The organism is Dyella sp. SG562 (genome assembly GCF_011759495.1).
Taxonomy (GTDB): Bacteria; Pseudomonadota; Gammaproteobacteria; order Xanthomonadales; family Rhodanobacteraceae; genus Dyella_D; species Dyella_D marensis.
Map to the genome: position 1 here is coordinate 383,380 of NZ_JAAOYS010000003.1, position 24,853 is coordinate 408,232.

Here is a 24,853-nt window from a genome sequence, read left to right on the forward strand (position 1 = left end):
GCCACGCCGTCTCCCGCGCCGTCCCGCGCCCCGCCCGGAGCACCCCGCACGCATGAAGCTGCAAGCCCGCATCGCCGGCTACCGCCGGCTGCGCGAACAAGCCCTGTGGCGGCTGCTGGCCGCCGACCACGCGCCGGAACTGATCGGCCTGCTGCAGTCCCTGTTGCAGGACGGCGAGCGCCGGCTGCCCGCCTCGGCCCTGCATGAGCGCCTGCAGGACCACCTCGACACCATCAATGCCTCCGAGCTGCCCACCGAGCTGCCGCGCACCGCGCAGGCCTACGTGGCGCACTGGCTGGCGCAGGGTTATCTCGAACGCCGCCTGCCGGAAGGTTCGAGCGAAGAGGAATACGAGCTGTCGGCGCAGGCCGTGCAGGCCGTGCGCTTTATCGCCGGGCTGCACTCGCCGCGCCACGCCGCCACCGAAAGCCGCCTGTCGCTGGTGATCCAGCAGCTGGTGCAGCTGGCCGAGCAGACCGAGACCGATCCCGCCACGCGCCTGGACAGCCTGCTGGCCGAACGCGCGCGCCTGGACGCCGAGATCGAACGCGTGCGCAGCGGCAAGCTCGACGCCGTCGGCGGCCAGCGCGCGCTCGAACGCACGCGCGAGGTGATCCAGCTCGCCGACGAACTGGCCGAGGATTTCCGCCGCGTGCGCGAGGATTTCGAACGCCTCAACCGCGAATTCCGCGAACGCATCATCGACGACGAAGGCCAGCGCGGCGACCTGCTCGACCGCCTGTTCGAAGGCGTCGACGTCATCGCCGGCAGCGAGGCCGGCCGCAGCTTCGGCGCGTTCTGGAAACTGCTCAACAATGTGGAGCAGAGCAACCAGCTCGACGCCGCCATGGAAACCGTGCTGTCGCGCGGCTTCGCCCGCCGCCTGCAGCGCGAGGAGCGCCAGCTGCTGCGCGGCTTCACCCGCGTGATGCTGGAGCGCGGCGGCCAGGTGCACGACGTGATGCAGCACTTCGCGCGCAGCTTGCGCGGCTTCGTGCAGAGCCGCGGCTACCTGGAGCAGCGCCGCCTCAATCAACTGCTGAAGCAGGCCCAGGCCGAAGCGCTGCAGCTGCGCGACGAACTCGGCGCGCATCGCCGCCTGCCGCTCGAACTGCCGCTGACCGGCGCGCGCCTGCGTTCGCTCTCGCAGTGGCGCCTGCACGATCCGCGGCATGCGCGCATCGACGGGCGCATCGATCTCTCCGGCGCGGCCGCCATTTCGCTGGACAGCGTCGGTGCGCTGGTGGCGCAGTCCGAAATCAATTACCGCGGCCTGCGCCGCGACCTGCACGAACTGCTGCAGGACACCCCCCAGCTGTCGATCGGCGCAGTGCTCGCCGCGCGTCCGGCCGAGCAGGGCCTGGGCAGCATCATCGGTTATCTCTCGCTGGCCACGCGCCATGGCGTGGTGGCCGAAGGCGAGTTGGAAGAAGTGTCGTGGCAGGGCGGCGACGGGCAGTGGCGCCGCGCGCGCGTGCCCCTGGTGTGGTTCCTCAAAGAGAAACGCCATGAATTTGCATGAAGAAGCCGAGCTGGCCGTGACAGCGCCGGCGCTGCCGGACGCGACCGCCAAGGGCGCGCTGTTCGATGGCGACACCGGCGTGCTGCCGCTGGAAGTGCGCCGCGTGCTGTGCCAGCTGCTGGCCGGCCCCAGCATCGACGCCGGCCGCCACACCGCGCTGTGGCCGGTGCTGCTGCGCTACGAGGCCACCCTGCATTCGCAGCTGTGCGAGCTGTTCCTGGAGCTGGTGATCGACCGCGAAGCCGGCGTCGCCTTCGCGCGCCAGGCCGACACCGGCGAACTCGACACGCCCGTGCTGCTGCGCTCGCTGCCGCTCACGTTCATCGACACCGTGCTGCTGCTGCACCTGCGCCAGCAATTGCTGGAAGGCGAGGCGCAGGGGCGCCGCGCGGTGGTGGAGGAGGGCGCGCTGGTGGATGCGTTGTCGGTCTACGAAAGGAATTTCTCCACCGACCGCGCCGGCTTTGCCAAGCGCGTCGCCGCGGCGATCGCGAAGATGCGCGAGAGCCACGTGCTGGAACGCCTGCGCGGCAGCGAGGACCGCTACGAGGTCTCGCCCACGCTGAAGCTGCTGTTCTCGGCCGAGGACGTGCAGGCGCTGACCCAGGTGTACCGCGAGCTGCGCGGCGCGGACGTGGTGCTGCAGGAGGCTGCGGATGAGCAGTAAAAGCAAGGCGCCGGCGAAGACGGCCGCCGCCAAGAAAACGGCAAGTAAGGCCGTGGCGAAGCAGCCGAAGGCAAAGAGCGCGAGCGTCAGCGACAGGGCCGCGCCGAAGAAAGCGAAGGCAGCGAAGCCGGTTGAACCGATCCAGCCGCCTGTGGCGGTTGCCGCACCGGAACCTGATTCCGGCGCGGCATCTCCCGTGCGCCCGTCGAAAACCAAGACGGCACGCCCCGCCGCGCCGTCGCTGTTCCTCTCCGACCTGCCCGACCCGCGCGATGAGCAGTTCCGCATGCGCCGGCTGCAGGTGTTCAACTGGGGCACCTTCAGCGGCCTGGTCGATATTCCGATCGCCGAGAAGGGTTTCCTGTTCGTCGGCCGCTCCGGCTCCGGCAAGTCGACCCTGCTCGATGCGATGTCCGCGCTGCTGGTGCCGCCCAGCCTGGTCGACTTCAACGCCGCCGCGCGCGAAGCGGACCGCAGTGGCCGCGACCGCAGCCTCGCTTCGTACGTGCGCGGCGCCTGGGCCGACCAGCACGACAGCGACTCCGGCGAGATCGCCACCCAGTACCTGCGCAAGGGCAGCACCTGGTCGGCGCTGGCACTGGAATACCGCAATGCGCTGGGCGAGACGGTCTCGCTGATCCGCCTGTTCTGGATCGCCGGCAACGGCTCGGCCGCGGCCGACGTACGTAAGCACTACATGGTCACCGAGCGCGCGTTCGACGTGGCCAAGGAGATGGACGGCTTCGACCTGGACCTGCGCCGGCTCAAGGCCAGACTGGGCGACGAGGTGCATCATTTCGACGCCTTCGCCGGCTACGCGGAACGCTTCCGCCGCCTGCTCGGCATCCAGAACGACATGGCGCTGAAGCTGCTGCACAAGACGCAGTCGGCCAAGAACCTGGGCGACCTCAATCATTTCCTGCGCGGCTTCATGCTGGAGGAGCCGGAAACCTTCGCCGCGGCCGACCGCCTCGTCGCCGATTTCGCCGAGCTCGATGCCGCGCACAAGGCCGTGGTGATCGCGCGGGAGCAGGTGCAGACGCTGGCACCGGCGCGCCAGGCCTACGACGAACTGCAGGCGCTGCGCCGCGAGACTTCCGCGCTGCGCGAGCAGCAGCAGGGCGTGGACCTGTTCCGCGAACAGCGCCGCCTGCGCCTGCTGGACGACCGCCGCGCCGAACTCGATGTGCTGGCGCAAGGCCTGGAAGGCGAGCAGGCGCAGCGCAAGCAGGCGCTGGAGAACCACGACCAGCGCCTGGCCGATATGGAGCGCCAGCGCCGCGAGCAGGGCGGCGACGCGGTCGACCAGCTCGAACGCGAGCGCGCCCAGGTGCAGCGCGAACGCGACGAGCGCCTGCGCCGCCGCGACAAGCTCGAAAGCGCTTGCCGCGAACTGGGCTGGACCCTGCCGGGCACGGCGCGCGCGCTGGCCGAACTGGCCGGGCAGGCGCGCGAATTGGCCAGCGGCGTGCGCAGCCAGGGCGGCGCGCTGGAAGAACAGATGGACGCGATCAAGCGCGACAGCGGCCAGGCCGCGCAGCGCTTCGCTGCGGTGCGCGCGGAAATCGACGCGCTGAAAAAACACCCTTCGAATATCCCCGCGCCGATCCAGGCCATGCGCGCGCGGCTGTGCGAGGAACTCGGCTGGTCCGGGAACACCGTGCCGTTTGCCGGCGAGTTGCTGCAGGTAAAGGACGAATTCGCCGCCTGGCGCGGCGCGATCGAGCGCGTGCTGCACGGCTTCGCGCTGTCGCTGCTGGTGGACGAGCAGCAGTACGCGGCGGTGGCGGCCTGGGTCAACAAGACCCATCTGGGCGGCAAGCTGGTGTACTACCGCGTCGGCCGCGTGGAAGCCTTCGGCCAGCGCAAGCCGGACGGCCGTTCGCTGGTGCATCGGCTGGAACTGCGCGACCACGCGCATCGCGCCTGGCTGCAGGCCGAGCTGGCGCGCCGCTTCGACTACGCCTGCGTCGACAACGCCGCGGCGCTGCGCCAGGCCGACCGCGCGATCACGCGCGAAGGCCAGGTCAAGCATCCCGGCGACCGCTACGAGAAGGACGATCGCCGCGCCGCCGACGACCGCCGGCACTGGGTGCTGGGTTTCGACAACCGCGACAAGCTGGTGCTGTTCGAGAAGGAAGGCCAGGAACTGGCGCAGTCCATCGCGCGCACCGGCGACGCGCTGGCCCAGCTGAAGGCGCAGCGCGACCGCGACGGCGACCGCCGCGTCGCCGCCGCCGCGTTCGCCGGCATCGAATGGGAAGAGATCGACATCGCGCCCAAGCTGCAGCGCCTGGCCGATATCGAGGACCAGCTGCGGCAATTGAACGAAGGCGACGCAGGACTCAACGAGCTCGGCCGCCGCCTCGATGCCGAACGCGCGGCGCGGCAGCAAGCCGCCAAGTCCTACGAGGAAAGCGCGGCCGAACGCATCGCGGTGGAGCGCGAGCGCCGCGGCGTGGAAAACCAGCGCGAAGCTTGCGCCATGCGCGCCAGCGCCGCCGCGCTGACGCCGCTGCAGCAGGAAGGCCTGCAGGCCCGCCTGCCGGCGCAGCCGCTGCTGTCGCTGGAGAACATCGATCACCAGTTCCGCGCGCTGGAGCGCGCGCTGCACGAGGTGCTGGACGGCCAGGCCGAACGCGACCACCGGCTGGTGCAGTCGGTGGAGGAATGCTTCCGCGCGTTCTGCCGCCGCTGGCCGCAGGACAGCGCCGATTTCACTCCGCGCCTGGATTCCGCCGAAGGCTTCCTGGCCCGCCTGCGCCGGCTGGAGCTGGACGGCCTGCCCAAGCACGAGGCGCGCTTCTTCGAGCTGCTGCAGAGCCAGAGCAAGCAGGACCTGCTGGTGCTGCAGAAACATATGACCGAGGCGCGCAAGTCGATCGGCCAGCGCATGGAAGAGGTCAACGAAAGCCTGGAGCGCGTGCCGTTCAACCGCGGCACCTTGCTGCAGATCGAAGTGAGCGACCGCGGCCTGCAGGAAGTGCGCGATTTCCAGGCCCAGCTGCGCGACGTGCTGATGCAGCACCCCACCGAGGACCGCGAACGCGCCGAGGCGCAGTTCGCCGTGCTGCGCGGGCTGGTCGAGCGGCTGGGCGCACCGGATCCGGAACTGCGCCGCTGGCGCGAGCAGGTGCTGGACGTGCGCCTGCATGTGGAATTCATCGGCGTGGAGATCGAGGCGGAAACGCGGCGCCAGGTTGAGGTCTACCGCAGCGGCGCCGGCAAATCCGGCGGCCAGCGCCAGAAGCTGGCCACCACCTGCCTGGCCGCGGCGCTGCGCTATCAGCTCGGCGGCGACGACGGCCATCTGCCGCGCTACGCGCCAGTGGTGCTGGACGAGGCCTTCGACAAGGCCGACAACGAATTCACCGCACTGGCAATGAATATCTTCGAGAACTTCGGCTTCCAGATGGTGGTGGCGACGCCGCTGAAGTCGGTGATGACGCTGGAGCCGTTTATCGGGGGCGCGTGCTTCGTGGATATCAACGGACGGCACGATTCGGGCGTGCTGTTGATCGAGTACGACGCGGAGGAGAGGCGGCTGGCGTTGCCGGAGAAGGCGCGCGAGGCGGTGGCGTAGGTAAGGGGCCGGGAACGCCACGGCTCGCCCGTCATTCCGGCGTAGCGCCACGGCTCGTCATTCCGGCGCAGGCCGGAATCCAGTGGCGTCAGGGTTGGCTTGTCGCGAAGAACACAAGACCTAGCCTTTTGGCGCTCTCGCCTGCGTGCAGCGCCTCGTTACTGGATTCCGGCCTGCGCCGGAATGACGAGCAGGGTGCGCCGGCTGGTTTTCCAAATAACGAAAGGGCCGGCTTTCGCCGGCCCTTTGCGCCAACCCGATTCGCTTGATAAAGCCGGCTTACGCCAGCTCGCGGATCTTCGCGTTGAGGCGGCTCTTGTGGCGAGCGGCCTTGTTCTTGTGGATCAGGCCACGCGAAGCGTAGCGATCCATGACCGGCTGGGCGGCGGCGAACGCCTCGACAGCGGCAGCCTTGTCCTTGTTCTCGATGGCCTTGACGACCTTCTTGAGGGCGGTGCGCACCATGGAACGGGCGCTGACGTTGCGCAGGCGGCGCTGCTCGGACTGGCGCGCGCGCTTCTTCGCGGACTTGATGTTGGCCAAGGTAGAACTCCGAAATAGCTTGGGTTGGTTGGAAAAAGGGGGCAATTATGACGGTAATGGGTCGTTGCGTCAACAGCTTAGCGACACCTGGACCGTGCGGATGGGGCCTGCGGGCGGGGGGGCGGGCCGGTCCCATGAACAGAAGCGGGATTTTGCCACAAACGCGCTGTGTTCCCGCCCGCGGCCGCTGTCAGACTACGCGCTTTGCCGGCGCCGCCAGGGGGCGGAGCGGGCCAGATTCCATCGATGACCATCACAACAAGAAAGGTACCGGCGCGCGCATGAAGTCACCCAGCATGTTCCGAGGGCTGCTGTCGTTCAGCGGCATGACCATGATTTCGCGCGTGCTCGGGCTGGTCCGGGATATGTCGATCAACGCGGCTTTCGGCGCCAATGCGGCCACCGACGCATTCTGGGTGGCGTTCCGCATCCCCAATTTCATGCGCCGGCTGTTCGCCGAGGGCTCGTTCTCCACCGCCTTCGTGCCGGTGTTCACCGAGGTGAAGGAAAAACGCAGCCACCAGGAGCTGAAGACGCTGATGTCGCGCGTCTCCGGCACCCTGGGCGGGGTGCTGATGCTGATCACGGCGCTGGGCGTGATCTTCGCGCCGCAGGTCACCACGCTGTTCTCGCCGGGCGCGATCGAGACGCCGGAGAAGTTCGAGCTCACGGTCAACCTGCTGCGCCTGACCTTTCCGTTCCTGCTGTTCGTCTCGCTGACCGCGCTGTCCGGCGGCGCGCTCAACAGCTTCCACCGCTTCGGCCTGCCGGCGCTGACGCCGGTGATCCTCAACCTGTGCATGATCGCCGGCGCGCTGTGGCTGGCGCCGCGGCTGCATACGCCGATCATGGCGATGGGCTGGGCGATCCTGGCGGCGGGCATGCTGCAGCTGCTGTTCCAGCTGCCGGCGCTGCGCCAGCTGGACCTGCTCACCCTGCCGCGCTGGGGCTGGAGCCACCCGGAGGTGCGGCGCATCCTCAAGCTGATGGTGCCGACCCTGTTCGGCTCCTCGGTGGCGCAGATCAACCTGCTGCTGGATACGGTGATCGCCTCGCTGCTGTTCATCGGCTCGCAGAGCTGGCTGTCGCAGGCCGACCGTTTCCTGGAGCTGCCGCTGGGCGTGTTCGGCGTGGCGCTGGGCACGGTGATCCTGCCGTCGCTGTCGCGCCACCACGTGGCCACCGATGGCGAGGGATTTTCCAAGGCGCTGGACTGGGGGCTGCGCATCACCCTGCTGATCGCGGTGCCGGCGATGTTCGCGCTGATGCTGCTGGCCGAACCGCTGGTCGCCACGCTGTTCCAGCATGGGCGCTTCACCCCGTTCGATACGCGCATGGCCACGCTGTCGATCTCCGCGCTGAGCTTCGGCCTGCCGGCCTTCGCCCTGGTCAAGGTGGTGCTGCCGGCCTTCTATGCCCGCCAGGACACGCGAACCCCGGTGCGCGCCGGCGTGGCCTCGCTGATCGCCAACATGGTGCTGAACGTGCTGTTCCTGGCCGTGCTGTACGCGCTGTGGGCGCCGGCCGAGGTGAAGCAGGGCGCGCTGTTCGAAGGCCTGGCCAAGGTGCCGGGCCTGCACATGGCGCTGGGCGTGGCCAGCGCGGCGGCCAGCTATATCAACCTGGCCCTGCTGTGGCACTGGCTGCGCAAGGCCGGGGTGTACCAGCGGCAGCCGGGCTGGATGCGCCATCTGGGCCGGCTGGCGCTGGCCTGCGCGGTGATGATCGGCGTGCTGCTGGCGGGGCTGTGGCTGTGGCCGGATTGGACCGCGGCGGACAAGTGGACCCGCGTGTGGCATCTCGCCGCGCTGGTCGGCGCCGGCGGTGGCGCCTATCTCGCCACGCTGTTCGCCGCGGGCTTCCGGCTGCGTGAACTGCGCGGCGTTTGATGCGCCGCCGCAGGCTGCGGTCCTACGGCTATACTCGCGCGATGACCAGACTTTCCAGGGATATCGCCGGTCCGTGCCTGGCGCCCGGCGGTAGCGTAGTCGCCGTCGGCGCGTTCGACGGACTGCATCGCGGGCACCAGGCGCTGCTGACCGAGGTGCACGAGCGCGCGCAGGCGACCGGCCTGACGCCGATCGTGGTGAGTTTCGAGCCGCTGCCGCGCGCCTTCTTTTCGAAGGAGCCGGTGCCGCGCCTGTCCAGCGTGCGCGAGAAGCTGCTGGGTTTCGAGGCGGCCGGGGTGAAGAAGGCGCTGATCCTGCGCTTCAACCATGAGCTCACCTCCATGCCGGCGGAAGACTTCGTGCGCCGCGTGCTGGTCCAGCGCCTGGGCACCCGCGAGGTGTGGGTCGGCGGCGATTTCCGCTTCGGCCACAAGCGCGGCGGCGACGTCGCCCTGCTAGAAAAAATGGGCGCGGAACTGGGCTTCGCCGCCCGCGTGATGCCGCCGGTGCTGCTCGACGGCGCCCGCGTCTCCGCCACCCGCGTGCGCATGCTGCTGGCCGCCGGCGAGTTCTCCGGCGCCGCGCCGCTGCTGGGCCGGCCCTTCGTGATCGAGGGCAAGGTGGAATACGGCAACCAGCTCGGCCGCGAACTGGGCTATCCCACCGCCAATATCCACCTGCGCGACCGCGTGCCGCCGGTGCAGGGCATCTTCGCCGTGCGCGTGGGCCTGGGCGAGGGCGAATGCGCGTGGCCGGGCGTGGCCAGCCTCGGCGTCCGCCCCACCGTCAACGAAGTGGCCCAGCCGCTGCTGGAAGTGCACCTGTTCGATTTCGAAGGCGACCTCTACGGCCAGCGCATGGCGGTGGAGTTCGTGGCCAAGCTGCGCGACGAGCTGAAATTCGACGGCCTGGACGCGCTCACCGAGCAGATCCGCCGCGACGCCCGCATGGCGCGCGAGGTGCTCGGCATGAATCCGCGCCTGACCGAGGCATGGACTTGAGCTTTCCGCTTCAAGCCGGCGCTTCCACGCCGGCCGCACACCCCACGGCGACGGCACGAGGGCCGCGCCCGACAACCCCGATGGCATCCGAGCAATGACCCAGGATTACAAGAACACCATCAACCTGCCGCAGACGGACTTCCCGATGCGCGGCGACCTGCCCAAGCGCGAGCCGCAGTGGCTGGCGGAATGGGAAACGGTCGGCCGCTACGCGCAGATCCAGCAGCGCACCGCCGGCCGCGACAAGGTGTTCGTGCTGCACGACGGCCCGCCGTACGCCAACGGCGTGATCCACCTGGGCCATGCGGTGAACAAGGTGCTCAAGGACGTGGTGGTGAAGTCGCGCCTGCTGGCCGGCTACCGCTCGCCCTACGTGCCGGGCTGGGACTGCCACGGCCTGCCGATCGAAATCGCGGTGGAAAAGAAGCACGGCAAGGCCGGCGACAAGCTCGACGCGGTGGCCTTCCGCCAGAAGTGCCGCGAGTACGCGCAGGCGCAGATCGACCTGCAGCGCACCGACTTCAAGCGCCTGGGCGTGCTCGGCGACTGGCAGAACCCGTACCGCACCATGGACTTCAAGTTCGAGGCCGACATGCTGCGCGCGCTGGCGCGCATCGTCGACAACGGCCATGTGATGCGCGGCTTCAAGCCGGTGTACTGGTGCTTCGACTGCGGCTCGGCCCTGGCCGAGGCGGAGATCGAATACGCCGACAAGGTCTCGCCGGCGATCGACGTGGCCTACGACGCGCTCGACCCGAAGGCGCTCGCCGCCAGGTTCGGCGTGGACGCGGGCGACGCCATCGTGGCCATCCCGATCTGGACCACCACGCCGTGGACGCTGCCGGAAAGCCAGGCGGTGTCGATGGGTGCGGAACTGGAATACGCCCTGGTCGAAGGCCCCGCGCGCGACGGCCGCCGCGTGCTGCTGGTGCTGGCCTGCGCGCTGGTGGAGAAGGCTTCGCATCGCTATGGCGTGGAGCATCCGGCGGTGCTCGGCCACGTCGCCGGCCAGGCGCTGGAAGGCGTGCTGCTGCAGCACCCGTTCTACGAGCGCACGATTCCCGTGCTGCTCGGCGAGCACGTGTCGGCCGAAGACGGCACCGGCGCGGTGCACACCTCGCCCGACCACGGCGTGGAAGACTTCGTGGTTTCGCGCAAGTACGGCATCGAGACGCTCAACTACGTCGAGCCGCGCGGCACCTATCGCGCGGACACGCCGCCGGCCGGCGAGCTGGCGCTGGCCGGCACCCATCTGTGGAAGTCCAACAACGCCATCGTCGAGATGCTGCGCGGCCGCGGCGTGCTGCTGGCCCACCACAAGATCGAGCACAGCTATCCGCATTGCTGGCGCCACAAGACGCCAGTGATCTTCCGCGCCACCCCGCAGTGGTTCATCAGCATGGAGCAGGCCGGCCTGCGCAAGGCGGCGATGGATTCCATCCGCCAGGTGCGCTGGGTGCCGGGCTGGGGCGAGGAGCGCATCGCCGGCATGGTCGGCGACCGCCCGGACTGGTGCATCTCGCGCCAGCGCACCTGGGGCGTGCCGATCGCGCTGTTCGTGCACAAGGGCACGCAGGAGCCGCATCCGCGCTCGGTCGAGCTGCTGGAGCAGGTGGCGAAGCGCGTGGAGCAGGGCAGCATCGACGCCTGGTACGCGCTCGATCCGGCCGAGCTGCTCGGCGACGAGGCGGCGGACTACGAGAAGGTCAACGACGTGCTCGACGTCTGGTTCGATTCCGGCGTCACGCATTTCGCCGTGCTCGGCCAGCGCCCGGAGCTGCAGCAGGGCGATGCCGATTCGTACAAGGTGATGTACCTGGAAGGCTCGGACCAGCACCGCGGCTGGTTCCAGTCCTCGCTGCTCACCTCGGCCGCCATCCACGGCCGCGCGCCCTACGACGACGTGCTCACCCACGGCTTCACCGTGGATGCGCAGGGCCGCAAGATGTCCAAGTCGCTGGGCAACGGCATCGAGCCGCAGGACATCATGAAAAACCTGGGCGCGGACATCCTGCGCCTGTGGATCTGCTCCACCGACTACCGCAACGAGATGTCGCTGTCGGACGAGATCCTCAAGCGCGTCTCCGACATGTACCGCCGCATCCGCAACACGGCGCGCTTCCTGCTGGGCAACCTGGACGGCTTCGATCCCGCGCGGCACCTGCTGCCGGTGGAAGACTGCCTGCTGCTGGACCAGTGGGCGGTGCAGCAGGCCTACGACACCCAGCAGGCGGTGGCGGCGGCCTACGACCGCTACGATTTCCCGGAGATCGTCCAGCGCGTGCAGAACTTCTGCACCAACGAGCTGGGCGCGCTGTACCTGGACATCACCAAGGACCGCCTCTACACCATGCCGACCGACAGCCGCGGCCGGCGCAGCGCACAGAGCGCGATGTACCGCATCGCCGAGGCGCTGGTGCGCTGGCTGGCGCCGGTGCTGAGCTTCACCGCCGAGGAAATCTGGAAGGCCATGCCGGGCCAGCGCAGCGACAGCGTGCTGTTCGAAACCTGGTACGACGGCCTGTCCGCCGCGCAAGGGTCGCCGGAGCAGCGCCGCTACTGGTCCGACCTGCTGGCCATCCGCGACACCGCCTCGCGCGTGCTCGAAGGCATGCGCAAGGCCGAGCAGATCGGCGCCTCGCTGGAAGCGAAGCTGGCCATCCACGCCGACTCCGCGCTGGTGAGCCGCTATGCGCCGGCAGCCGATGAGCTGCGCTTCTTCTTCATCACTTCCGACGTGCGCCTGGACGTGGCCGGCGGCCAGCCGGACACCGCCGTGCTGTCGGAGCTGGAAGGCGCGGACGTGTGGGTGTCGGCCACGGTCAGCGACGCGGCCAAGTGCGTGCGCTGCTGGCACCGCCGCGACGACGTCGGCCAGCATGCGCAGCATCCGGAACTCTGCGGACGCTGCGTGAGCAATGTCGACGGCCCGGGCGAAGACCGCCGCTGGTTCTGAAGACGCGGGCGGCCGGCGCGAGCCGGCCGCTTTCTTTGAGTCCCTTGCATGGACGACGCATGAGCAAGCAACCCAACGCCCTGTCCTGGCTGTGGCTGTCCGCCCTGGTGATCGCGCTGGACCAGGCGAGCAAGTGGTGGGCGCTGTCCGCGCTGCAACCGGCCGGCGTGCAGCACGCCGTCATCCCGGGCTTCCTCAACTGGACCCTTGCCTTCAATACCGGCGCCGCCTTCAGCTTCCTGGCCGACAGCGCCGGCTGGCAGCGCTGGTTCTTCGTCGGCCTGGCCGTGCTGATCAGCGGCGCCCTGCTGGTGTGGCTCAAGCGCACCGCGCGCGCCGACTGGCGCACCGCGCTGCCGCTGGGCCTGATCATCGGCGGCGCCCTGGGCAACCTGATCGATCGCCTGCACGCGGCCCAGGTCACCGACTTCATCCAGGTCCATTACCAGGACTGGTACTACCCGGTGTTCAACATCGCGGACTGCGGGATTACCGTCGGCGCCGTGCTGCTGATCGCTTTCGGCCTGTTCACCGGCAAGCAGGCCGGGGGCGTGGGATAATTCCGGTCTCGGCGCTCCGCGCGCCGGCCAGCGACAGTCGAGGCTTCACGTGGACATTCTTCTCGCCAACCCCCGCGGCTTCTGCGCCGGCGTCGATCGCGCCATCGCCATCGTCGAGCGCGCGCTCGAGTCGTACGGCGCGCCCATCTATGTGCGCCACGAGGTAGTGCACAACCGCTACGTGGTGGACAAGCTGCGCGCCAGCGGCGCCGTATTCGTCGAGGAACTGCACGAAGTACCCGACGGCGCCACCGTGATCTTCAGCGCGCACGGCGTGTCCAAGGCGGTGCGCGAAGAGGCCGACAGCCGCAAGCTCAACGTGTTCGACGCCACCTGTCCGCTGGTGACCAAGGTGCACATGGAAGTGGCGCGCCTGGGCCGCACCGGCCGCAGCGTGGTGCTGATCGGCCACGCCGGCCATCCGGAAGTGGAAGGCACCATGGGCCAGTGGAACCCGGCCAATGCCGGCGAGATCCTGCTGGTCGAATCGGTGGAATGCGTGGCGAAGCTGGAGCCGCGCTTCCCGCACGAGCTGTCCTACGTCACCCAGACCACGCTGTCGGTGGACGACACCAAGGCGATCATCACGGCCCTGCGCGAAAAGTTTTCGGACATCGAAGGCCCACGCAAGGACGACATCTGCTACGCCACGCAGAACCGCCAGGACGCCGTGCGCCGCCTTGCCGACGCGGTGGACCTGATGCTGGTGGTCGGCTCGGTCAACAGCTCCAACTCCAACCGCCTGCGCGAACTGGCCGAGAAGCAGGGCGTGCGCTCCTTCCTGATCGACGGCGCCGAACATATCCAGCGCGAATGGCTGGACGGCGTGCAGCACATCGGCCTTACCGCCGGCGCCTCCGCCCCGGAGAAGCTGGTGCGCGACGTGATCGCGCGCCTGCAGTCCTGGGGCGCGGGCGAGGTGCGCGAGCTGGACGGCGAAGCGGAGACCATCACCTTCGCGCTGCCGAAGGAGCTGCGGCTGGCGGAGGGCGGGACGTCGGCCAGGCTCTGAGGCCGCTCGACGTTTAAGAAAAAGGCCCGCTTGATGCGGGCCTTTTTGCATGCGGGTGCCGGAAACGGGTGCCCGATCGGTGCGGGCCGGGATGCCCTCGGATAAGCCGTGGCTCGGCGTTTCCGTCCAGATAAAGTATGTCCATGGATACCTTAAATTAAGGTATTCATGGACATACTTTAAGTGGCGATGTATGCTAAGTGCATGAAAAGCCTGAATGAACTCGTCCCAGCGCCGCGGCGCAAGCCTCCCTCCCTATCTGCTTTCCCCAGCGAGGTCGGCGCAAGGCTACGCCGCCAGCGCATGGCGTTTGGCTGGCGCCAGGCCGATCTCGCCGAACGGGCCGGTGTGTCCGTGCAAACCGTCAAGGCGATGGAGAAAGGGGAGTCCATCGCTTACGAAAGCCTGCTTCGACTGCTGCTTGCCCTCGGCCATGGCGCGGACTTCCTGCGCATGCTGGAGTCCCCCCACTTTCCGACGCTGCGCGCGCAGGAGCTTTATCTGGAGCTGTCGGCGACGGATACGCTGAAGGCCAGGCGCGTGCGGCCCGTGGCGGAGGCACCGCGGTGAACTTCACCGAGGCCTGGCTCCAGGCCAAGAACCACCAGCTCGAAGTCTGGACCGAGCATCTTCCGGAGCCCGTCCTGGTCGGTCGTCTCAACTACGAGACGGAAACCAAGGCCGGATATTTCGAGTGGAGCGACGAGGCGCGCGAGCGCCAGCTGCAGCTTTCTCCCTTCACGCTGCCGCTCCACGAAGCTGTCTGGTCCAGCCGGAACGCCGGCGACCTGCCCACGGAATATCGCGGCCTGCCGGGCATGCTCAACGACGCGCTGCCGGACGGCTGGGGCCTGTATCTGCTGGACAAGGCGCTGGCCCGGCTGGCGATCAAGCCGGAATACATTTCTCCCGCCGTCCGCCTGGCTTATCTGGGCCATCGCGCCTGGGGTTCGCTGAGTTTTCGCCCGGCCATCGATGACGATCACGGCGAGGAGATGTCGCTCGAAGTGCTCGGCCGAGGCGTCGAGGCGACCATCGAGGGCCATCTCGACGAGGTTTCCGACGAACTTCTGCGCGCGGGAAGTTCTCCTCAAGGCGCTCGTCCCAAGGTGATGGTGGACCTGTCGGACGACCATCGGCGCGCACGCGTCACCGCCGGTGTGCCGGAGCAGGGATACAGCGCATGGCTGATCAAGTTCGCCGCACGCAACGAACCGGCGGATGCTCCAATACTCGAACTCGCCTATATGCAGTGCGCCCGCGAAGCAGGCGTGGACGTGATGGAAAGCCTGCTGCTGGAGGTCAATGGCAAGCCGGCTTTCGCTACCCGCCGCTTCGATCGCGCGGCAGGCGCGCGGGTTTTCTGCCAGTCGCTGGGCGGACTGATTCATTTCTCGCATCGCGATCTCGGCCTCGATTATGCGAACGTGGCCGAGATCATGCAGGCGCTTTCGATACCGGAAGCGGCTTATCCGCAGGCTTATCGGCGTGCCGTATTCAATGCCGCGATGAGCGTGCGCGACGACCACGCCAAGAACTTCGCCTTCATGCTGGACCGCCACGGCCAGTGGCAGCTGTCGCCGGCTTTCGATCTGACTTACATGGAAGGCCCCGGCGGACATCACACCACGACTTTCGCCGGCGGCACGTCGGCGGATCCCACGCGCGAGGATCTGCTTCGCCTGGCGGATCACTACCGCATCGATCGCGGCGAGGCTGCGCGGATCGTCGACGACATCGTGGCGGTCGCATCGGAGGCCGGTGCGGCAGCGCTCAAGCTCGGTGCGAACAAGCAGACGGTTGCCCCCGTCGCTCGCCGCCTGCAGGCCGTGGCGCGTTCGCTGTCCAGCGTTTGAGATAAGCATGGGTGAATAAGAAAGCCCCGGAAAGCACGCCTTCCGGGGCTTCCGTTTTTCAGCCGGCTTACTTGCCCGCAAACGCCTGCGTCGTCGCCTTCAGGTCGGCGATGGTCTGCGCCAGCTCGTTATTGGTCAGCACCTCGGCTGCCGAGCGCGCTTCCAGCGGGCCCAGGTTGCTGATCAGGTTGGCGGCCTTGGCCAGGATGGAGATGCTCAGCTCGTTCATCGCCTGCTGGTGGGCCACGGCGTTCTGCTGCGACAGGTTGGTGGTGGCCACCGCGTTCGAATAGGCCAGGTTGGACAGCATGGCGGGCTGTTCGGCAATCGACTTGAGGTTGGCGATGGCGACGGCGCCGATGATGTCGTCGGGAAGATTGGCCATGGTGATGCTCCTTCGAATGATGGTGATGGGGTACGGATGGCTTTGCGGTGCCCGCGGCCGGCAACCGTCAGGGCGCGTGCGGCGACGGTTCTTCGCCGGCGATGCTGCGGCCCAGGTCCTGGAACAGTTTTTCCGCGTTCCTGCCGATCTTCTCGATGGCCGAATCGTCGTTGCCGTCGGCGCTTTCGATCATCGACACGCACTTGGCCACCACGGCGAGGCGGATCAGGTTCATCGCCTGCTGCTGGGCCACCGCGTTCTGCTGGCGCAGGTTCTGGTTGAACACCTGCTGGGCCAGTTCGAGATTGGCCAGGATGGCCGGTTGCGCTTCGAGCGACTTCGCATTGGAGATGGCGATGGACTGCACGATGTCGTCTGGCAGCGAATCGCCCGAAGCCAGGTTCGGGGATGCCGGCCCGGCTTGCTCGTCCACTTCGTTGAGCCTGGCGCAGGCGCGCGCGACGGTGCCGATGTCGTCGCCTTCGGCAGGCACGATGCGCTGCGTCCTGGTATCGACGATCCGGTAGGCGGCGCCGGTGCCATGCCCGGTTTCCGCACCTGGTTCGTGCGCCGGCAGGAACGTGGGCTCGATGAGATATCGCTTCACTTCAAGGACTCCTTTCTTGAGGGGATGATCGTTGTCGGCTGGAAAAAGGCGCTGATCCTGCGACCGGATGCACAAGCAGGCCGCCGGCGGGAAGGGCGCGGCAGGGCTTTCGTGGTCAGGCGAATGGGAATGGCGCGGGGGTGTCCGAACGGAAGCCGCATCGGCGGCGGCCGGCCGCGCGTGTTCCATGCTGAGCGTGCGCAAGACGCGCCGCGATTCGACGATCCATGGTCCTGCCCCCTGTGTCGTGCCCCTGCCACGCAGCCCGCGGCGTAGCGCTGGCCGGGGCATCACAGCAGGCGGAGGAGCGGGCCGTCAAGGCAGCGGCGCGGGCATGGCAAGCGATGGCGGCGCCTGCCCGAACAGCACAAAAAAAGCCCTGGAAAGCTTGGTTTCCAGGGCTTTTCTTGTTTTCGAGCTGGTGCCGGAAATAGGACCGTCAAAGTTGCGAGAAATGGCTTTGTGGCGCGGTCTGTGGCCTTCCATTGCCGAATCGTACTCACAACCGTACTCACAACCTGGTGCGGTTCCCTATGCAGCCGCTGGGTGATCCTCCCGCTGGTTTCGCGCCGCCACTTTCTGGTCAATCCAGGCCTCGACCTCCGAAAGAAGCCAGCGGGAGGTGCTGCCCAGCTTGATCACCGGAGGAAACTCCTTCCGGGCGATCCGTTCATAAATGGCGGTCCGCTTCAGCCCGGTGAGCCGGGTGACTTCGGGCAGGGGGATGAGGCGCTTCTCGGTCATGCTGCTTTACTCCTATCGTTCGCCCGCATCACCCGGGCGTTGTTGCGTAGCCGGCGCAGCTCGCTGGCGATCTCGCGCCGCGGCGTGCCGGTGGGGAAGGTCCAGGCCAGCATGCGCAGCCGGCCGTTGTGGGCGCGCCAGAACAGGCGGTAGGTGCTGCCACCGAAGACATTCGGCGCCACGCGGCCCCAGGTGAAGTCGGCGACCTTGCGGGGTGGGCGGTTCGTGGCGGCGATCATGCGGCCACCACCTCAGCAGGATCGGCCACGCTCAGCCCTCGCGCTTCGGCGTAGGCGCGGATGAACTCCGCCGCTTGCCACGGGTTGATGGCATTGCCGTAGGCGCGCAGTCGTCCCACACGGTTGGATATCCCATGAGCCAGCGGGAATGTGCCGGGTTCAACAGGCCGCCACTTCCCATCCCTGCATCGGAGCCAGTCAGCAGTTCGCCAGAAGCCGTTAGTCGCGCCGGCGAATCCAAATCCAGCATCGCTACTCTCTGCGGCAGTGGAATGCCCGTGTCCTGCGGCCGATATGTTCCCGTGCCCCTGGATGCGTCCTGCGCGGTCGGGGTTGGCCAGCCGGCTAAGTTTGCCGCGATCGGCAAGTCCATTCCGTATCCCGGCCGAGGGCGAGCTCGCCCCGCTGTCGCATCTGAATCGTGCGGCGCAGGACAGGTCGGAGTCGGCCATCCCGCAAGTAGCACTACCGCTGACAGTGGCTTGCCACGCGGATGGCTCCAACGCTTCTCGTTGAACTCGTCCGTTGCCTGCTCGCTCCGGTAATCCCTCGCCGCGCAAGTCGGCCACCCAGATATTGCGATCTCGAATGTGCGCTGAGCCGATGCCCGCAGACGGAAACGGCTCACACCCAAAGGCGTAATCCATTCCCTCCATGTCAGCGTGTACAAGGTCGATCCAAGGGTCTGCGTCCTTGCTCGCAACCTGCTCTCCAAAGATGACTGCAGGTCGGCACTGCGCGATGAGGTGCTGCCAGGCGGGCCATAGATGCCGCTCGTCTTTAAACCCAAGGCCTTTACCTGCCGCGCTGAAAGGCTGGCAAGGGCAGGAACCGGTCCATAACTCCCGATCGGACCAGCCTGCAAGTTGGACGGCGTAGGCCCAGCCACCGAGACCTGCGAAGAAATGGCACTGCCGGTATCCGCGCAGCTCGTCGGGTATGACATCCTCGATGCTCCTGGTGTCGATGTCGCCGGCGGGGATGTGGCCGGCGTCCATGAGGTTGCGCAGCCAGGCCGCGCAGTACGGGTCGATTTCGTTGTAGTAGTGAAGGCCGCCCATCACCCACCCCTCTTGGCCGCGATGGCTTGGTCTCTCGCACACTGACTGCATAGCGCCGGTCCGCCGCAGCGTGCTTTCATACCGTCAGGTCTCGCCCACGCATGTCCATGGCCGGAGTTGGTGCCTACGCGGAGTGTGTCGAACCATCCGAGTGGCTTAGTGGCGGCCGCTTGGTTGCCAGTCTTCGCCGCCATGGACTCGATTCGACGAGTTGCCGCGACTACTTCGTCCGTCAGGTGATGCGACATCGACACGTCGCCGAAGTGCGAGAAGATGAAGCGCATCAGCGTGAATGCGTCGTTCGCATCTACCGAGCATTCCTCGGCAGTTGCGCTGGCGTGGGATAGGTCGTCCCGTGCTTTCCATCCGGTCCATAGGTCATTGACCCAATCACGCACATATTTGCCTTCGCGATCCATGCCGATGGCAATTCGCCCGTAGCAACTTTCAAGCCACGCCTCGAACGCCTCTCGCACCTTCTTCTCGTCGGTCATGGCTGCACCTCCGGCTTGACTACGCCAATGCGACGCTTGCCGCACTTTTCGCATTCATAGCGTCCGCGTTTCATGATATGGACCATGAACCCGCGCTCGGTTCTAACGATGACGTTCTTTAACCACTTCCACTTGTGGCGTTTGCAGGCAGCGATCATCACCCCTTCTCCTTCCCGGCGAGCGTCGGGGCGGCGGATAGCATCGACACATAGGCATTGCGTGCTGCGCGCTGACGAGTCGGCATCTGTGGTCGGCGCGTGTAGTCCACATCGCATTTAAGCGATGCCGATCCAGCCATAATCATCTTCTGTGTCGGCTCACGGGGCACCAGCACCATCCCCTCCGGCACGGCCGCGCGCTCGGCGCTGTGCATCGCGATGATGGGCGGCGCACATCCTCCGCACTCCACCACCTTCCCCTGCGCCTCACCGCCTTGCGCGGCTTGCGAGTGGGGTTGGGATTCGTTCATGTGAGACAGCATCACTTCGCGGCAGTCATTCCAGCCGGCGTTGTATTCATGCTCACGAACAGTCACCCCGTTGCGTGGCAGTTCCTCCGGCACCTTCGCCGCCATAGGCTGCGCCATACGCGCGGAGAGGGATTCGCCGAATGACTCTTCGATCCAGAGATGGATGTTCGACAGTTCCCAGCCCTGATGCACGAATACGAAGTCTGCTACCTGTCGAAGTGCGGCCATGACATCGGAGGCGTAGACCATGCCATCCGTCATCTGCACCGGAGCGCTGGTCAGGTGCGCGTCGATGGCATCGGCGAGTTCGTCAAGCCTAGAAAACGACGGCTTATGGACCAGGGAAACCGAATTACGCAACTCGTCGCGAATCTGCTCAAGCGTCATCTCACTCATGGCTGTTGTCCTTCTTGTTTGCTCTGCGGCTGCATTCGTCGACGTATGCGATAAATCCAAACACCGCAATGTAGAGAATCGCAATACCCATCGTGAGCAGAAGCCAAGCCAGATCAACGCTCATGGCTGTCTCCGATGGATGCGCGGGCGGCGAGAAGCTTTCGCGCTTCGCCTATGTAGTGATCATCGCCTTCATCGCGTAAGCCGCAATACGCTCCACCATGTTGATCAAGGCATTCCGTTACATCGCTTAGACACGCCCTAAGCGCCTCGTTCTCCTTACGTAGCGCGGCGAGTTCGTCAAGCATGGCTATGGCTGTGGCGGGGTTGAAGGCGGCGATGAACTTCGCATTTGCGTCTGCTTGACGCTTGTTTGTGTCAATGCCATCGAAGCCATTCCATCGAATTAGACATTCATGGTCGGGTCCATGGATTTCGTTTATGCGAAGCGAGAACTGAGGGCGAAGCTTGCCGCTAAGTCGCGACCACGGACCGGGCGTCGCCTTCTCCGCCACGTCGCGCAGATGTTCGTGGCTGGTGGTCATGCGTCCCCCTTCTTGGCTCGGGCGGAGTCGATGGATTCGCTCTTGAGCGCAGCGTCACCGCACATATCGGGGTCGCGCAAGTCTCGATCCAAGCCTTCCACCGGATTCACGACGTGATGCCACGTCAGATACTTGATGGCGCACAGGCGCAACGCCCCCACCTCCGCTTGCAGGCGGGCGCGGTCGTTGTGAACTGATGCGAGGATGTGAGCGAATCCGCACATCGTTTCGTAGCTGCCGAGCGCTTCGATAGCGCTAAGCACCTGCTCATCCGTGTAACTCGTCATAGGGAGTGGCCTTTGGCTTAACCGCGCGATTCTTCGTTAAATCCCCACTCGGCCATATTCCACATGGCATCCGAGCAACATTCGGTTCGCTCGTCCTCGGACATGGCATCCCATTCCTCGGCAGGAATCTCAAGGTGCGCTTCGCACTTCGATCCGACCTTGTTGGTTTGCACATGAATCCTGATCTTGACCATCTCACTCATCACGCTCTCCTTTGTAGGCGGCAGTGGCCGGAGGCGATCCCGGCTTTGTGATGCAGGATGTCCGGACATCTCGCCTACATGCATCTCGTTGTCCAGGCGATAGACCTACGCATCGCCACTGCGCATTCACTGCCATAAATTTTGTGGCCAACCCACTCGGAAGGCGCCTTCAGCGAAGGCGCCGGCCGTGGGGGTCAGGCGGCGTCCTGCATGGGCTGCTCGCCCTCGCCGAAGCCGCTGAGCGTGGTCTGGTCGGGATCGGGCTTGACGTTTTCCGTGCCGCCGTAGAACTCGCTGGCGCCGGCAACGATCAGCAGCACGGACTGCCCGGCGGCGTCGATCAGCTCATGGCGGTGCGCGTCGTGCTTCTGCAGGGTGAGCACGGCCTTGATGCCGTCCTTGACCGTGACGCTTTCGACGGTGGCGACGATGGTTGGCCGGTTGCCACTGGCGATGATCTCGACGGCCTGGCGCACGTTGTCGGTGATGCGGCTGGAGAGGCGGTAGATCGCCTCCTGCTGATCCTGCTCGTTGAGCTTGGCCCATACGTCGCGCTGGATCTTCAGCTCATCGACGCACGCGGCCAGAAGGTCGCCGGTCATGGTCTCGGCGGCCATCTCGACCGCGGCGGACTTCGCGGCGGCTTGGATTTCTTCGTGGTGCTTGGTCATGATCTTCCTCTCGTCATTGAAGGTCAGTGCTTCTGGTGCTCGCGCCACAGCGGATCAGGGTCCGGCACGTCGATGCCGTACTCCGCAGCGCGGCGCTGGATGAAGTCGTAGAAATCGGCCATGGTGACCGTGTCGATTCGGTCCTCTTCGCCCCGCTCATCGGTCGTGGTGGTGCGGCGCGGGCGTGGCTTGCCCAGCGGACCATCCACCCAGCCGAAGAAGTCGCCGCAGAAGTCCCGGTGCAGCTTCCGCTTCTCGAAATCGCCTTGCAGGCCAGTGGCGGCCATGATCCGGTCGTAGGCCACGCCGAACAGGGCGCCGAGCTGCTTGTCGGTGCGCTCGCGATGTGCAATGCGGATCTCGACGCGCCAGGACTTCGACTCCGGCAGGCGGTCGATCATCGCGTGCAGGTTGGCCTTGACCTGGTCGCGCCCCGGATGGCCCTTGTTGAGGACGTAGGTCTCGGCCATGGCTACGCCGCAGCCTTCATCGTCGAATCGGCCGCCAGATTTATTACTCGCACCAAGCCCCGGTAGATGGCGGCCAGGTCGTCCTCGGCGTAGAGCTTTGCGGCGCGGTCGGTGCCGACAGGATGGAAGCCGAGTTGCGCAAGGCCGTCGGCGGTGATCGACAGCGGTGAGATGCGATGGTTGATGTCGCCGAGCTTCACTGTGCGGCGCGGGCCGACGTCGGGCATCGAATCGAATGGTAGGCTTTCCAAGGCCTTCAGGTCGGCTCCGATGGACTGGGTGTTGGATGGCGCTGCGGCCGGCTCGACCTGAAGCCGCTCGGCGATGCGCGCAGCGACCAGGTTGCGTAGGTCCTCCACGGTCTTTGTGGCGCAGAGCGTCACGCGATCGGCGAACAGATGGGCGTGATCCGGGTAATCGGCGAGCACGGCGACGTTGGCGCGCACGCGATCGGCCTGTTGGCTAGCCTCGATCTTGATGGTTGCCGCGCGGCCGTTGGCCGCCTCGCGGATGCTGGCGATGGTCTTCTTGCCCTTGATCGCCTCGCCGATATGTGCAGACAGGGATGCCCAGATCGGAATGGCGTGCTCGCCCATGGAGGCGTTGATCGCCTCGTAGTGCGCCCGAACGCTGGCCGCCGCCTCGGCGACGATCTCGCCGCGCCTCCGCTCCTTCTCGGCCTTGACGAGCCTGTCCAGGTCCAGGCGTACGCGGCGGGTCTCTTCGGCCACCTCGTCCATGGTGCGGAACACGGCGGCTATGTCGGCCGTCTGGCTCAAGACCTGCTCTTTGGTCAGCTCCAGGCGTTCTTCAACGTCCTTACACCACTTCACCGTCTTATCGGCGTCGGCGAAGTCCTCGTCGGTCTGCAGGTCGCGATTGATCGCGCCAAGCACTGCCAGGGCGTTTTCCTTGAACTCGGCGAGGTTGCTGGCGGTGACCATCCCGGTGACTTCGACGCGGAGTGCCGGAAGCTGGTCAGGCGCGCGGCCGGTGACGACGATCGCAGGAGCTTCGTCGGGCTGATAGGCGGCAACATCGGCCTCGAATTGCGCCCAGCCGGCTATGATCCGGGAGCGCAGGGCCTGATCCGGCACGTACCAGCAGTGGCGCTCCTCGACCAGTTCGTTGCCGTTCCATTTCGACGCCATGAACAGCACGCGGCCGGCTCCGGACACGAGGCACTGGTGTTCCATCTGAATGCGGAACATTTCGGGCAGGGCCACATCGCTGCTCAGGCCCGTTGCCGGCATGGCCGCACGCAGCGCATCGTTCAGCGTCTTATGCTCGAACGCGATGTCGCCGAGCATCGTCAGGCCGTCAAAGCTGGCCGAAAACTTGCCGTCTTCGCCGACACATGGAAACAGCTCCTCCCCGACGATCTCTTCGGCAAGCGGCCGGGCAAGGGCCTCGTAGCGATGGCCATCATCGAAGCGACGCTGAGTGGCCTCGTCTATCTCGGCCGAAACGCCAGTCGTCGCCTCGCGGATCAACTGAGCGCGGCTCTTGTAAGGCGACGCGCCGAGCATCGCCGGGGCGTCACTGGCATTGAAGTGCGTGGCGCGGTGGGCGTGCCATTCGGGCGATCCCTGGACGAGATCGAGAATCTTCATGGCTGCTTCTCCCCGCCGTTGGCCCACGATGCGATCTCGATCTTCTGATCGCTGGTGAGGAGTTCCTTGGTCTGGATCATGGCGATCAGGTCGTTGACCGGCTTTCCGCCCTCGACCGCCTTACGCCATACGGCCTTCTTCTTGTCGAACGATTCGTCGCTGCAGGTCGGTAGCGCCTTGGATTCGGAGCCACCCTTGCCAGCCTGCTCGGCCTTGTTTTCCATGACGCTCTTCCAGGACGACTCGCCGTCACGGATGGCGCCGTAAATGCCGCGCAAGTCGACCAGCTCAGCCGGCGAACAGGTGTCGAGAGCGTGCCCGAGGTAGGCGGACAGGTCGGCCGCCTTCACGCCGATCTCGCCGAAGGCATCGGCGATGCGCTTGCGCTCGGCATCGGGGTCGCGTGCCGCTTCGTTCAGGCGGACTGACTTGATGATTTCCTCGGCCTCGTCTTGCAGGTCGCCGGGGATGATGCGCAGGCCAAGGGTACGGATCGCCTTGGATACCTGGGCCGCACGCTTGTTGAGGATGTCGTCCTCGGTGCCGGGCACGGTGTAGGTGTTCTTGCCCCAGCTGTTCTTGCGGACGCTGATATAGCTGCCGTCGTCGCTCGGGCTGGAGCGCTCGACGGTCTTCGTGACGCGCACATCCAGCGGATAGGTGACGTTCGATTCGAGGTCCGTCACCGATACACGGTGAACCTCTTTCGTCTCGTCCTCGAAGATCATGGTGGTCTCCACGAGGACGTTGGTCATGCACCGGAGTGCCACCTCCACGAAGCGGATGCCCAAGCCTTCGACGCCCTTGCCGATGGGCTTCCGGTAGTACGCGGACTTGTTGTTGGCGAAGCTCGGGCGACGGCACTCCTTAAGGAGGTCCTGGCGCACCTGGTCCCACTGGCGCGGGCGACGCATGGCCATCACATAGCGCGCCTCCACCATGGCCTTCGCTTGGGCTGCGACAGCCGAGGACGCGGTTTCCTGTACTGCAAGGGTGGTGCTGGTGCCGCCGAAATCTTCGCGGACGGCTACTGCCTGAGCGATGGCATTCATTGAGATTCCTTGCCGGTATCCGCCGGCG

27 protein-coding genes and 1 pseudogene are annotated in these 24,853 nt (G+C 66.4%); 10 read left to right on the forward strand and 18 right to left on the reverse strand.

What is annotated here, in order from left to right:
• The first annotated feature begins 52 nt into the window (after positions 1-52).
• From FHW84_RS08750 to FHW84_RS08760, 3 genes and pseudogenes are all read left to right on the forward strand, one after another.
• Positions 53-1,522, forward strand: coding sequence for a DUF3375 domain-containing protein (locus tag FHW84_RS08750; protein ID WP_167254464.1), 1,470 nt, complete (start codon positions 53-55; stop codon positions 1,520-1,522).
• A complete protein-coding gene (locus tag FHW84_RS08755; protein WP_167254466.1) occupies positions 1,509-2,189 on the forward strand; it encodes a DUF4194 domain-containing protein in 681 nt (226 codons plus the stop codon). The genes FHW84_RS08750 and FHW84_RS08755 overlap by 14 nt, the downstream gene beginning before the upstream one ends.
• 241 nt (positions 2,190-2,430) lie before the next feature.
• A pseudogene (locus tag FHW84_RS08760) lies at positions 2,431-5,754 on the forward strand (SbcC/MukB-like Walker B domain-containing protein); the annotation flags it as partial.
• Positions 5,755-6,051: 297 nt separating this feature from the next.
• Here the strand turns inward: FHW84_RS08760 and rpsT are convergent.
• A complete protein-coding gene (gene rpsT / locus FHW84_RS08765) occupies positions 6,052-6,315 on the reverse strand; it encodes a 30S ribosomal protein S20 (RefSeq protein WP_167254468.1) in 264 nt (87 codons plus the stop codon).
• A 281-nt stretch (positions 6,316-6,596) separates the two neighbouring features.
• On the opposite strand from rpsT, the gene murJ reads away from it, so the two are divergent.
• The 7 genes from murJ to FHW84_RS08800 all read left to right on the forward strand — a co-directional run bounded on the left by murJ (position 6,597) and on the right by FHW84_RS08800 (position 15,589).
• Entirely contained in the window at positions 6,597-8,204 is a 1,608-nt protein-coding gene (murJ, locus tag FHW84_RS08770; RefSeq protein ID WP_167254470.1) for a murein biosynthesis integral membrane protein MurJ, read from the forward strand.
• 41 nt (positions 8,205-8,245) lie between these two features.
• Positions 8,246-9,205, forward strand: a complete 960-nt coding sequence (locus tag FHW84_RS08775; RefSeq protein ID WP_167254472.1) for a bifunctional riboflavin kinase/FAD synthetase — start codon at positions 8,246-8,248, stop codon at positions 9,203-9,205.
• A 94-nt stretch (positions 9,206-9,299) separates the two neighbouring features.
• Positions 9,300-12,161, forward strand: a complete 2,862-nt coding sequence (gene ileS / locus FHW84_RS08780) for an isoleucine--tRNA ligase (protein WP_167254474.1) — start codon at positions 9,300-9,302, stop codon at positions 12,159-12,161.
• Positions 12,162-12,220: 59 nt separating this feature from the next.
• A complete protein-coding gene (gene lspA, locus FHW84_RS08785; RefSeq protein ID WP_167254476.1) occupies positions 12,221-12,721 on the forward strand; it encodes a signal peptidase II in 501 nt (166 codons plus the stop codon).
• Between the two features lie 49 nt (positions 12,722-12,770).
• Positions 12,771-13,733 (forward strand): 4-hydroxy-3-methylbut-2-enyl diphosphate reductase, encoded by a 963-nt coding sequence (gene ispH, locus FHW84_RS08790; protein ID WP_167254478.1) that lies wholly within the window; start codon positions 12,771-12,773, stop codon positions 13,731-13,733.
• A gap of 204 nt (positions 13,734-13,937) precedes the next feature.
• Positions 13,938-14,303 carry a helix-turn-helix transcriptional regulator gene (locus tag FHW84_RS08795; protein WP_167254479.1) on the forward strand — a complete coding sequence of 122 codons (366 nt, stop codon included), beginning with the start codon at positions 13,938-13,940 and terminating at the stop codon, positions 14,301-14,303.
• Complete coding sequence (locus FHW84_RS08800) at positions 14,300-15,589, forward strand: type II toxin-antitoxin system HipA family toxin (RefSeq protein ID WP_167254481.1); 1,290 nt, start codon at positions 14,300-14,302, stop codon at positions 15,587-15,589. The genes FHW84_RS08795 and FHW84_RS08800 overlap by 4 nt, the downstream gene beginning before the upstream one ends.
• Positions 15,590-15,656: 67 nt before the next feature.
• On the opposite strand, the gene FHW84_RS08805 is transcribed toward FHW84_RS08800, so the two are convergent.
• From FHW84_RS08805 to FHW84_RS08880, 17 genes are all read right to left on the reverse strand, one after another.
• Positions 15,657-15,974: a RebB family R body protein gene (locus FHW84_RS08805; RefSeq protein ID WP_167254484.1), complete on the reverse strand. Its 318-nt coding sequence runs from the start codon at positions 15,972-15,974 to the stop codon at positions 15,657-15,659.
• A 67-nt stretch (positions 15,975-16,041) separates the two neighbouring features.
• Positions 16,042-16,581 (reverse strand): hypothetical protein, encoded by a 540-nt coding sequence (locus tag FHW84_RS23220; protein ID WP_243868006.1) that lies wholly within the window; start codon positions 16,579-16,581, stop codon positions 16,042-16,044.
• A 315-nt stretch (positions 16,582-16,896) separates the two neighbouring features.
• The gene (locus FHW84_RS08815) at positions 16,897-17,067 is read right to left on the reverse strand and encodes a hypothetical protein (RefSeq protein ID WP_167254486.1); all 171 of its coding nucleotides are present in this window, start codon (positions 17,065-17,067) and stop codon (positions 16,897-16,899) included.
• A gap of 45 nt (positions 17,068-17,112) precedes the next feature.
• A complete protein-coding gene (locus FHW84_RS08820; RefSeq protein ID WP_167254488.1) occupies positions 17,113-17,325 on the reverse strand; it encodes an AlpA family phage regulatory protein in 213 nt (70 codons plus the stop codon).
• On the reverse strand, positions 17,322-17,564 hold the full coding sequence (locus FHW84_RS08825) for a hypothetical protein (protein ID WP_167254490.1): 243 nt from the start codon (positions 17,562-17,564) through the stop codon (positions 17,322-17,324). The genes FHW84_RS08820 and FHW84_RS08825 overlap by 4 nt, the downstream gene beginning before the upstream one ends.
• Positions 17,561-18,625 carry a DNA cytosine methyltransferase gene (locus FHW84_RS08830; RefSeq protein WP_167254492.1) on the reverse strand — a complete coding sequence of 355 codons (1,065 nt, stop codon included), beginning with the start codon at positions 18,623-18,625 and terminating at the stop codon, positions 17,561-17,563. The genes FHW84_RS08825 and FHW84_RS08830 overlap by 4 nt, the downstream gene beginning before the upstream one ends.
• Positions 18,625-19,119, reverse strand: coding sequence for a hypothetical protein (locus FHW84_RS08835; protein ID WP_167254494.1), 495 nt, complete (start codon positions 19,117-19,119; stop codon positions 18,625-18,627). Before FHW84_RS08835 ends, FHW84_RS08830 begins: the two co-directional genes overlap by 1 nt.
• The gene (locus FHW84_RS08840; protein WP_167254496.1) at positions 19,116-19,277 is read right to left on the reverse strand and encodes a hypothetical protein; all 162 of its coding nucleotides are present in this window, start codon (positions 19,275-19,277) and stop codon (positions 19,116-19,118) included. Before FHW84_RS08840 ends, FHW84_RS08835 begins: the two co-directional genes overlap by 4 nt.
• Complete coding sequence (locus FHW84_RS08845) at positions 19,277-19,984, reverse strand: hypothetical protein (RefSeq protein ID WP_167254498.1); 708 nt, start codon at positions 19,982-19,984, stop codon at positions 19,277-19,279. Before FHW84_RS08845 ends, FHW84_RS08840 begins: the two co-directional genes overlap by 1 nt.
• Positions 19,977-20,108: a hypothetical protein gene (locus FHW84_RS23375; protein ID WP_279589704.1), complete on the reverse strand. Its 132-nt coding sequence runs from the start codon at positions 20,106-20,108 to the stop codon at positions 19,977-19,979. Before FHW84_RS23375 ends, FHW84_RS08845 begins: the two co-directional genes overlap by 8 nt.
• Positions 20,098-20,529: an ead/Ea22-like family protein gene (locus tag FHW84_RS08850; protein ID WP_167254500.1), complete on the reverse strand. Its 432-nt coding sequence runs from the start codon at positions 20,527-20,529 to the stop codon at positions 20,098-20,100. The genes FHW84_RS23375 and FHW84_RS08850 overlap by 11 nt, the downstream gene beginning before the upstream one ends.
• Positions 20,526-20,816 carry a hypothetical protein gene (locus FHW84_RS08855; RefSeq protein ID WP_167254502.1) on the reverse strand — a complete coding sequence of 97 codons (291 nt, stop codon included), beginning with the start codon at positions 20,814-20,816 and terminating at the stop codon, positions 20,526-20,528. Before FHW84_RS08855 ends, FHW84_RS08850 begins: the two co-directional genes overlap by 4 nt.
• 17 nt (positions 20,817-20,833) lie before the next feature.
• A complete protein-coding gene (locus FHW84_RS08860) occupies positions 20,834-21,019 on the reverse strand; it encodes a hypothetical protein (RefSeq protein WP_167254504.1) in 186 nt (61 codons plus the stop codon).
• 194 nt (positions 21,020-21,213) lie between these two features.
• Positions 21,214-21,690: a hypothetical protein gene (locus FHW84_RS08865; RefSeq protein ID WP_167254506.1), complete on the reverse strand. Its 477-nt coding sequence runs from the start codon at positions 21,688-21,690 to the stop codon at positions 21,214-21,216.
• A gap of 23 nt (positions 21,691-21,713) precedes the next feature.
• Positions 21,714-22,160 carry a hypothetical protein gene (locus FHW84_RS08870; RefSeq protein WP_167254508.1) on the reverse strand — a complete coding sequence of 149 codons (447 nt, stop codon included), beginning with the start codon at positions 22,158-22,160 and terminating at the stop codon, positions 21,714-21,716.
• A gap of 2 nt (positions 22,161-22,162) precedes the next feature.
• Positions 22,163-23,773: a YqaJ viral recombinase family protein gene (locus tag FHW84_RS08875; protein WP_167254510.1), complete on the reverse strand. Its 1,611-nt coding sequence runs from the start codon at positions 23,771-23,773 to the stop codon at positions 22,163-22,165.
• The gene (locus tag FHW84_RS08880) at positions 23,770-24,825 is read right to left on the reverse strand and encodes a hypothetical protein (RefSeq protein WP_208399705.1); all 1,056 of its coding nucleotides are present in this window, start codon (positions 24,823-24,825) and stop codon (positions 23,770-23,772) included. Before FHW84_RS08880 ends, FHW84_RS08875 begins: the two co-directional genes overlap by 4 nt.
• Between the last annotated feature and the right edge of the window lie 28 nt (positions 24,826-24,853).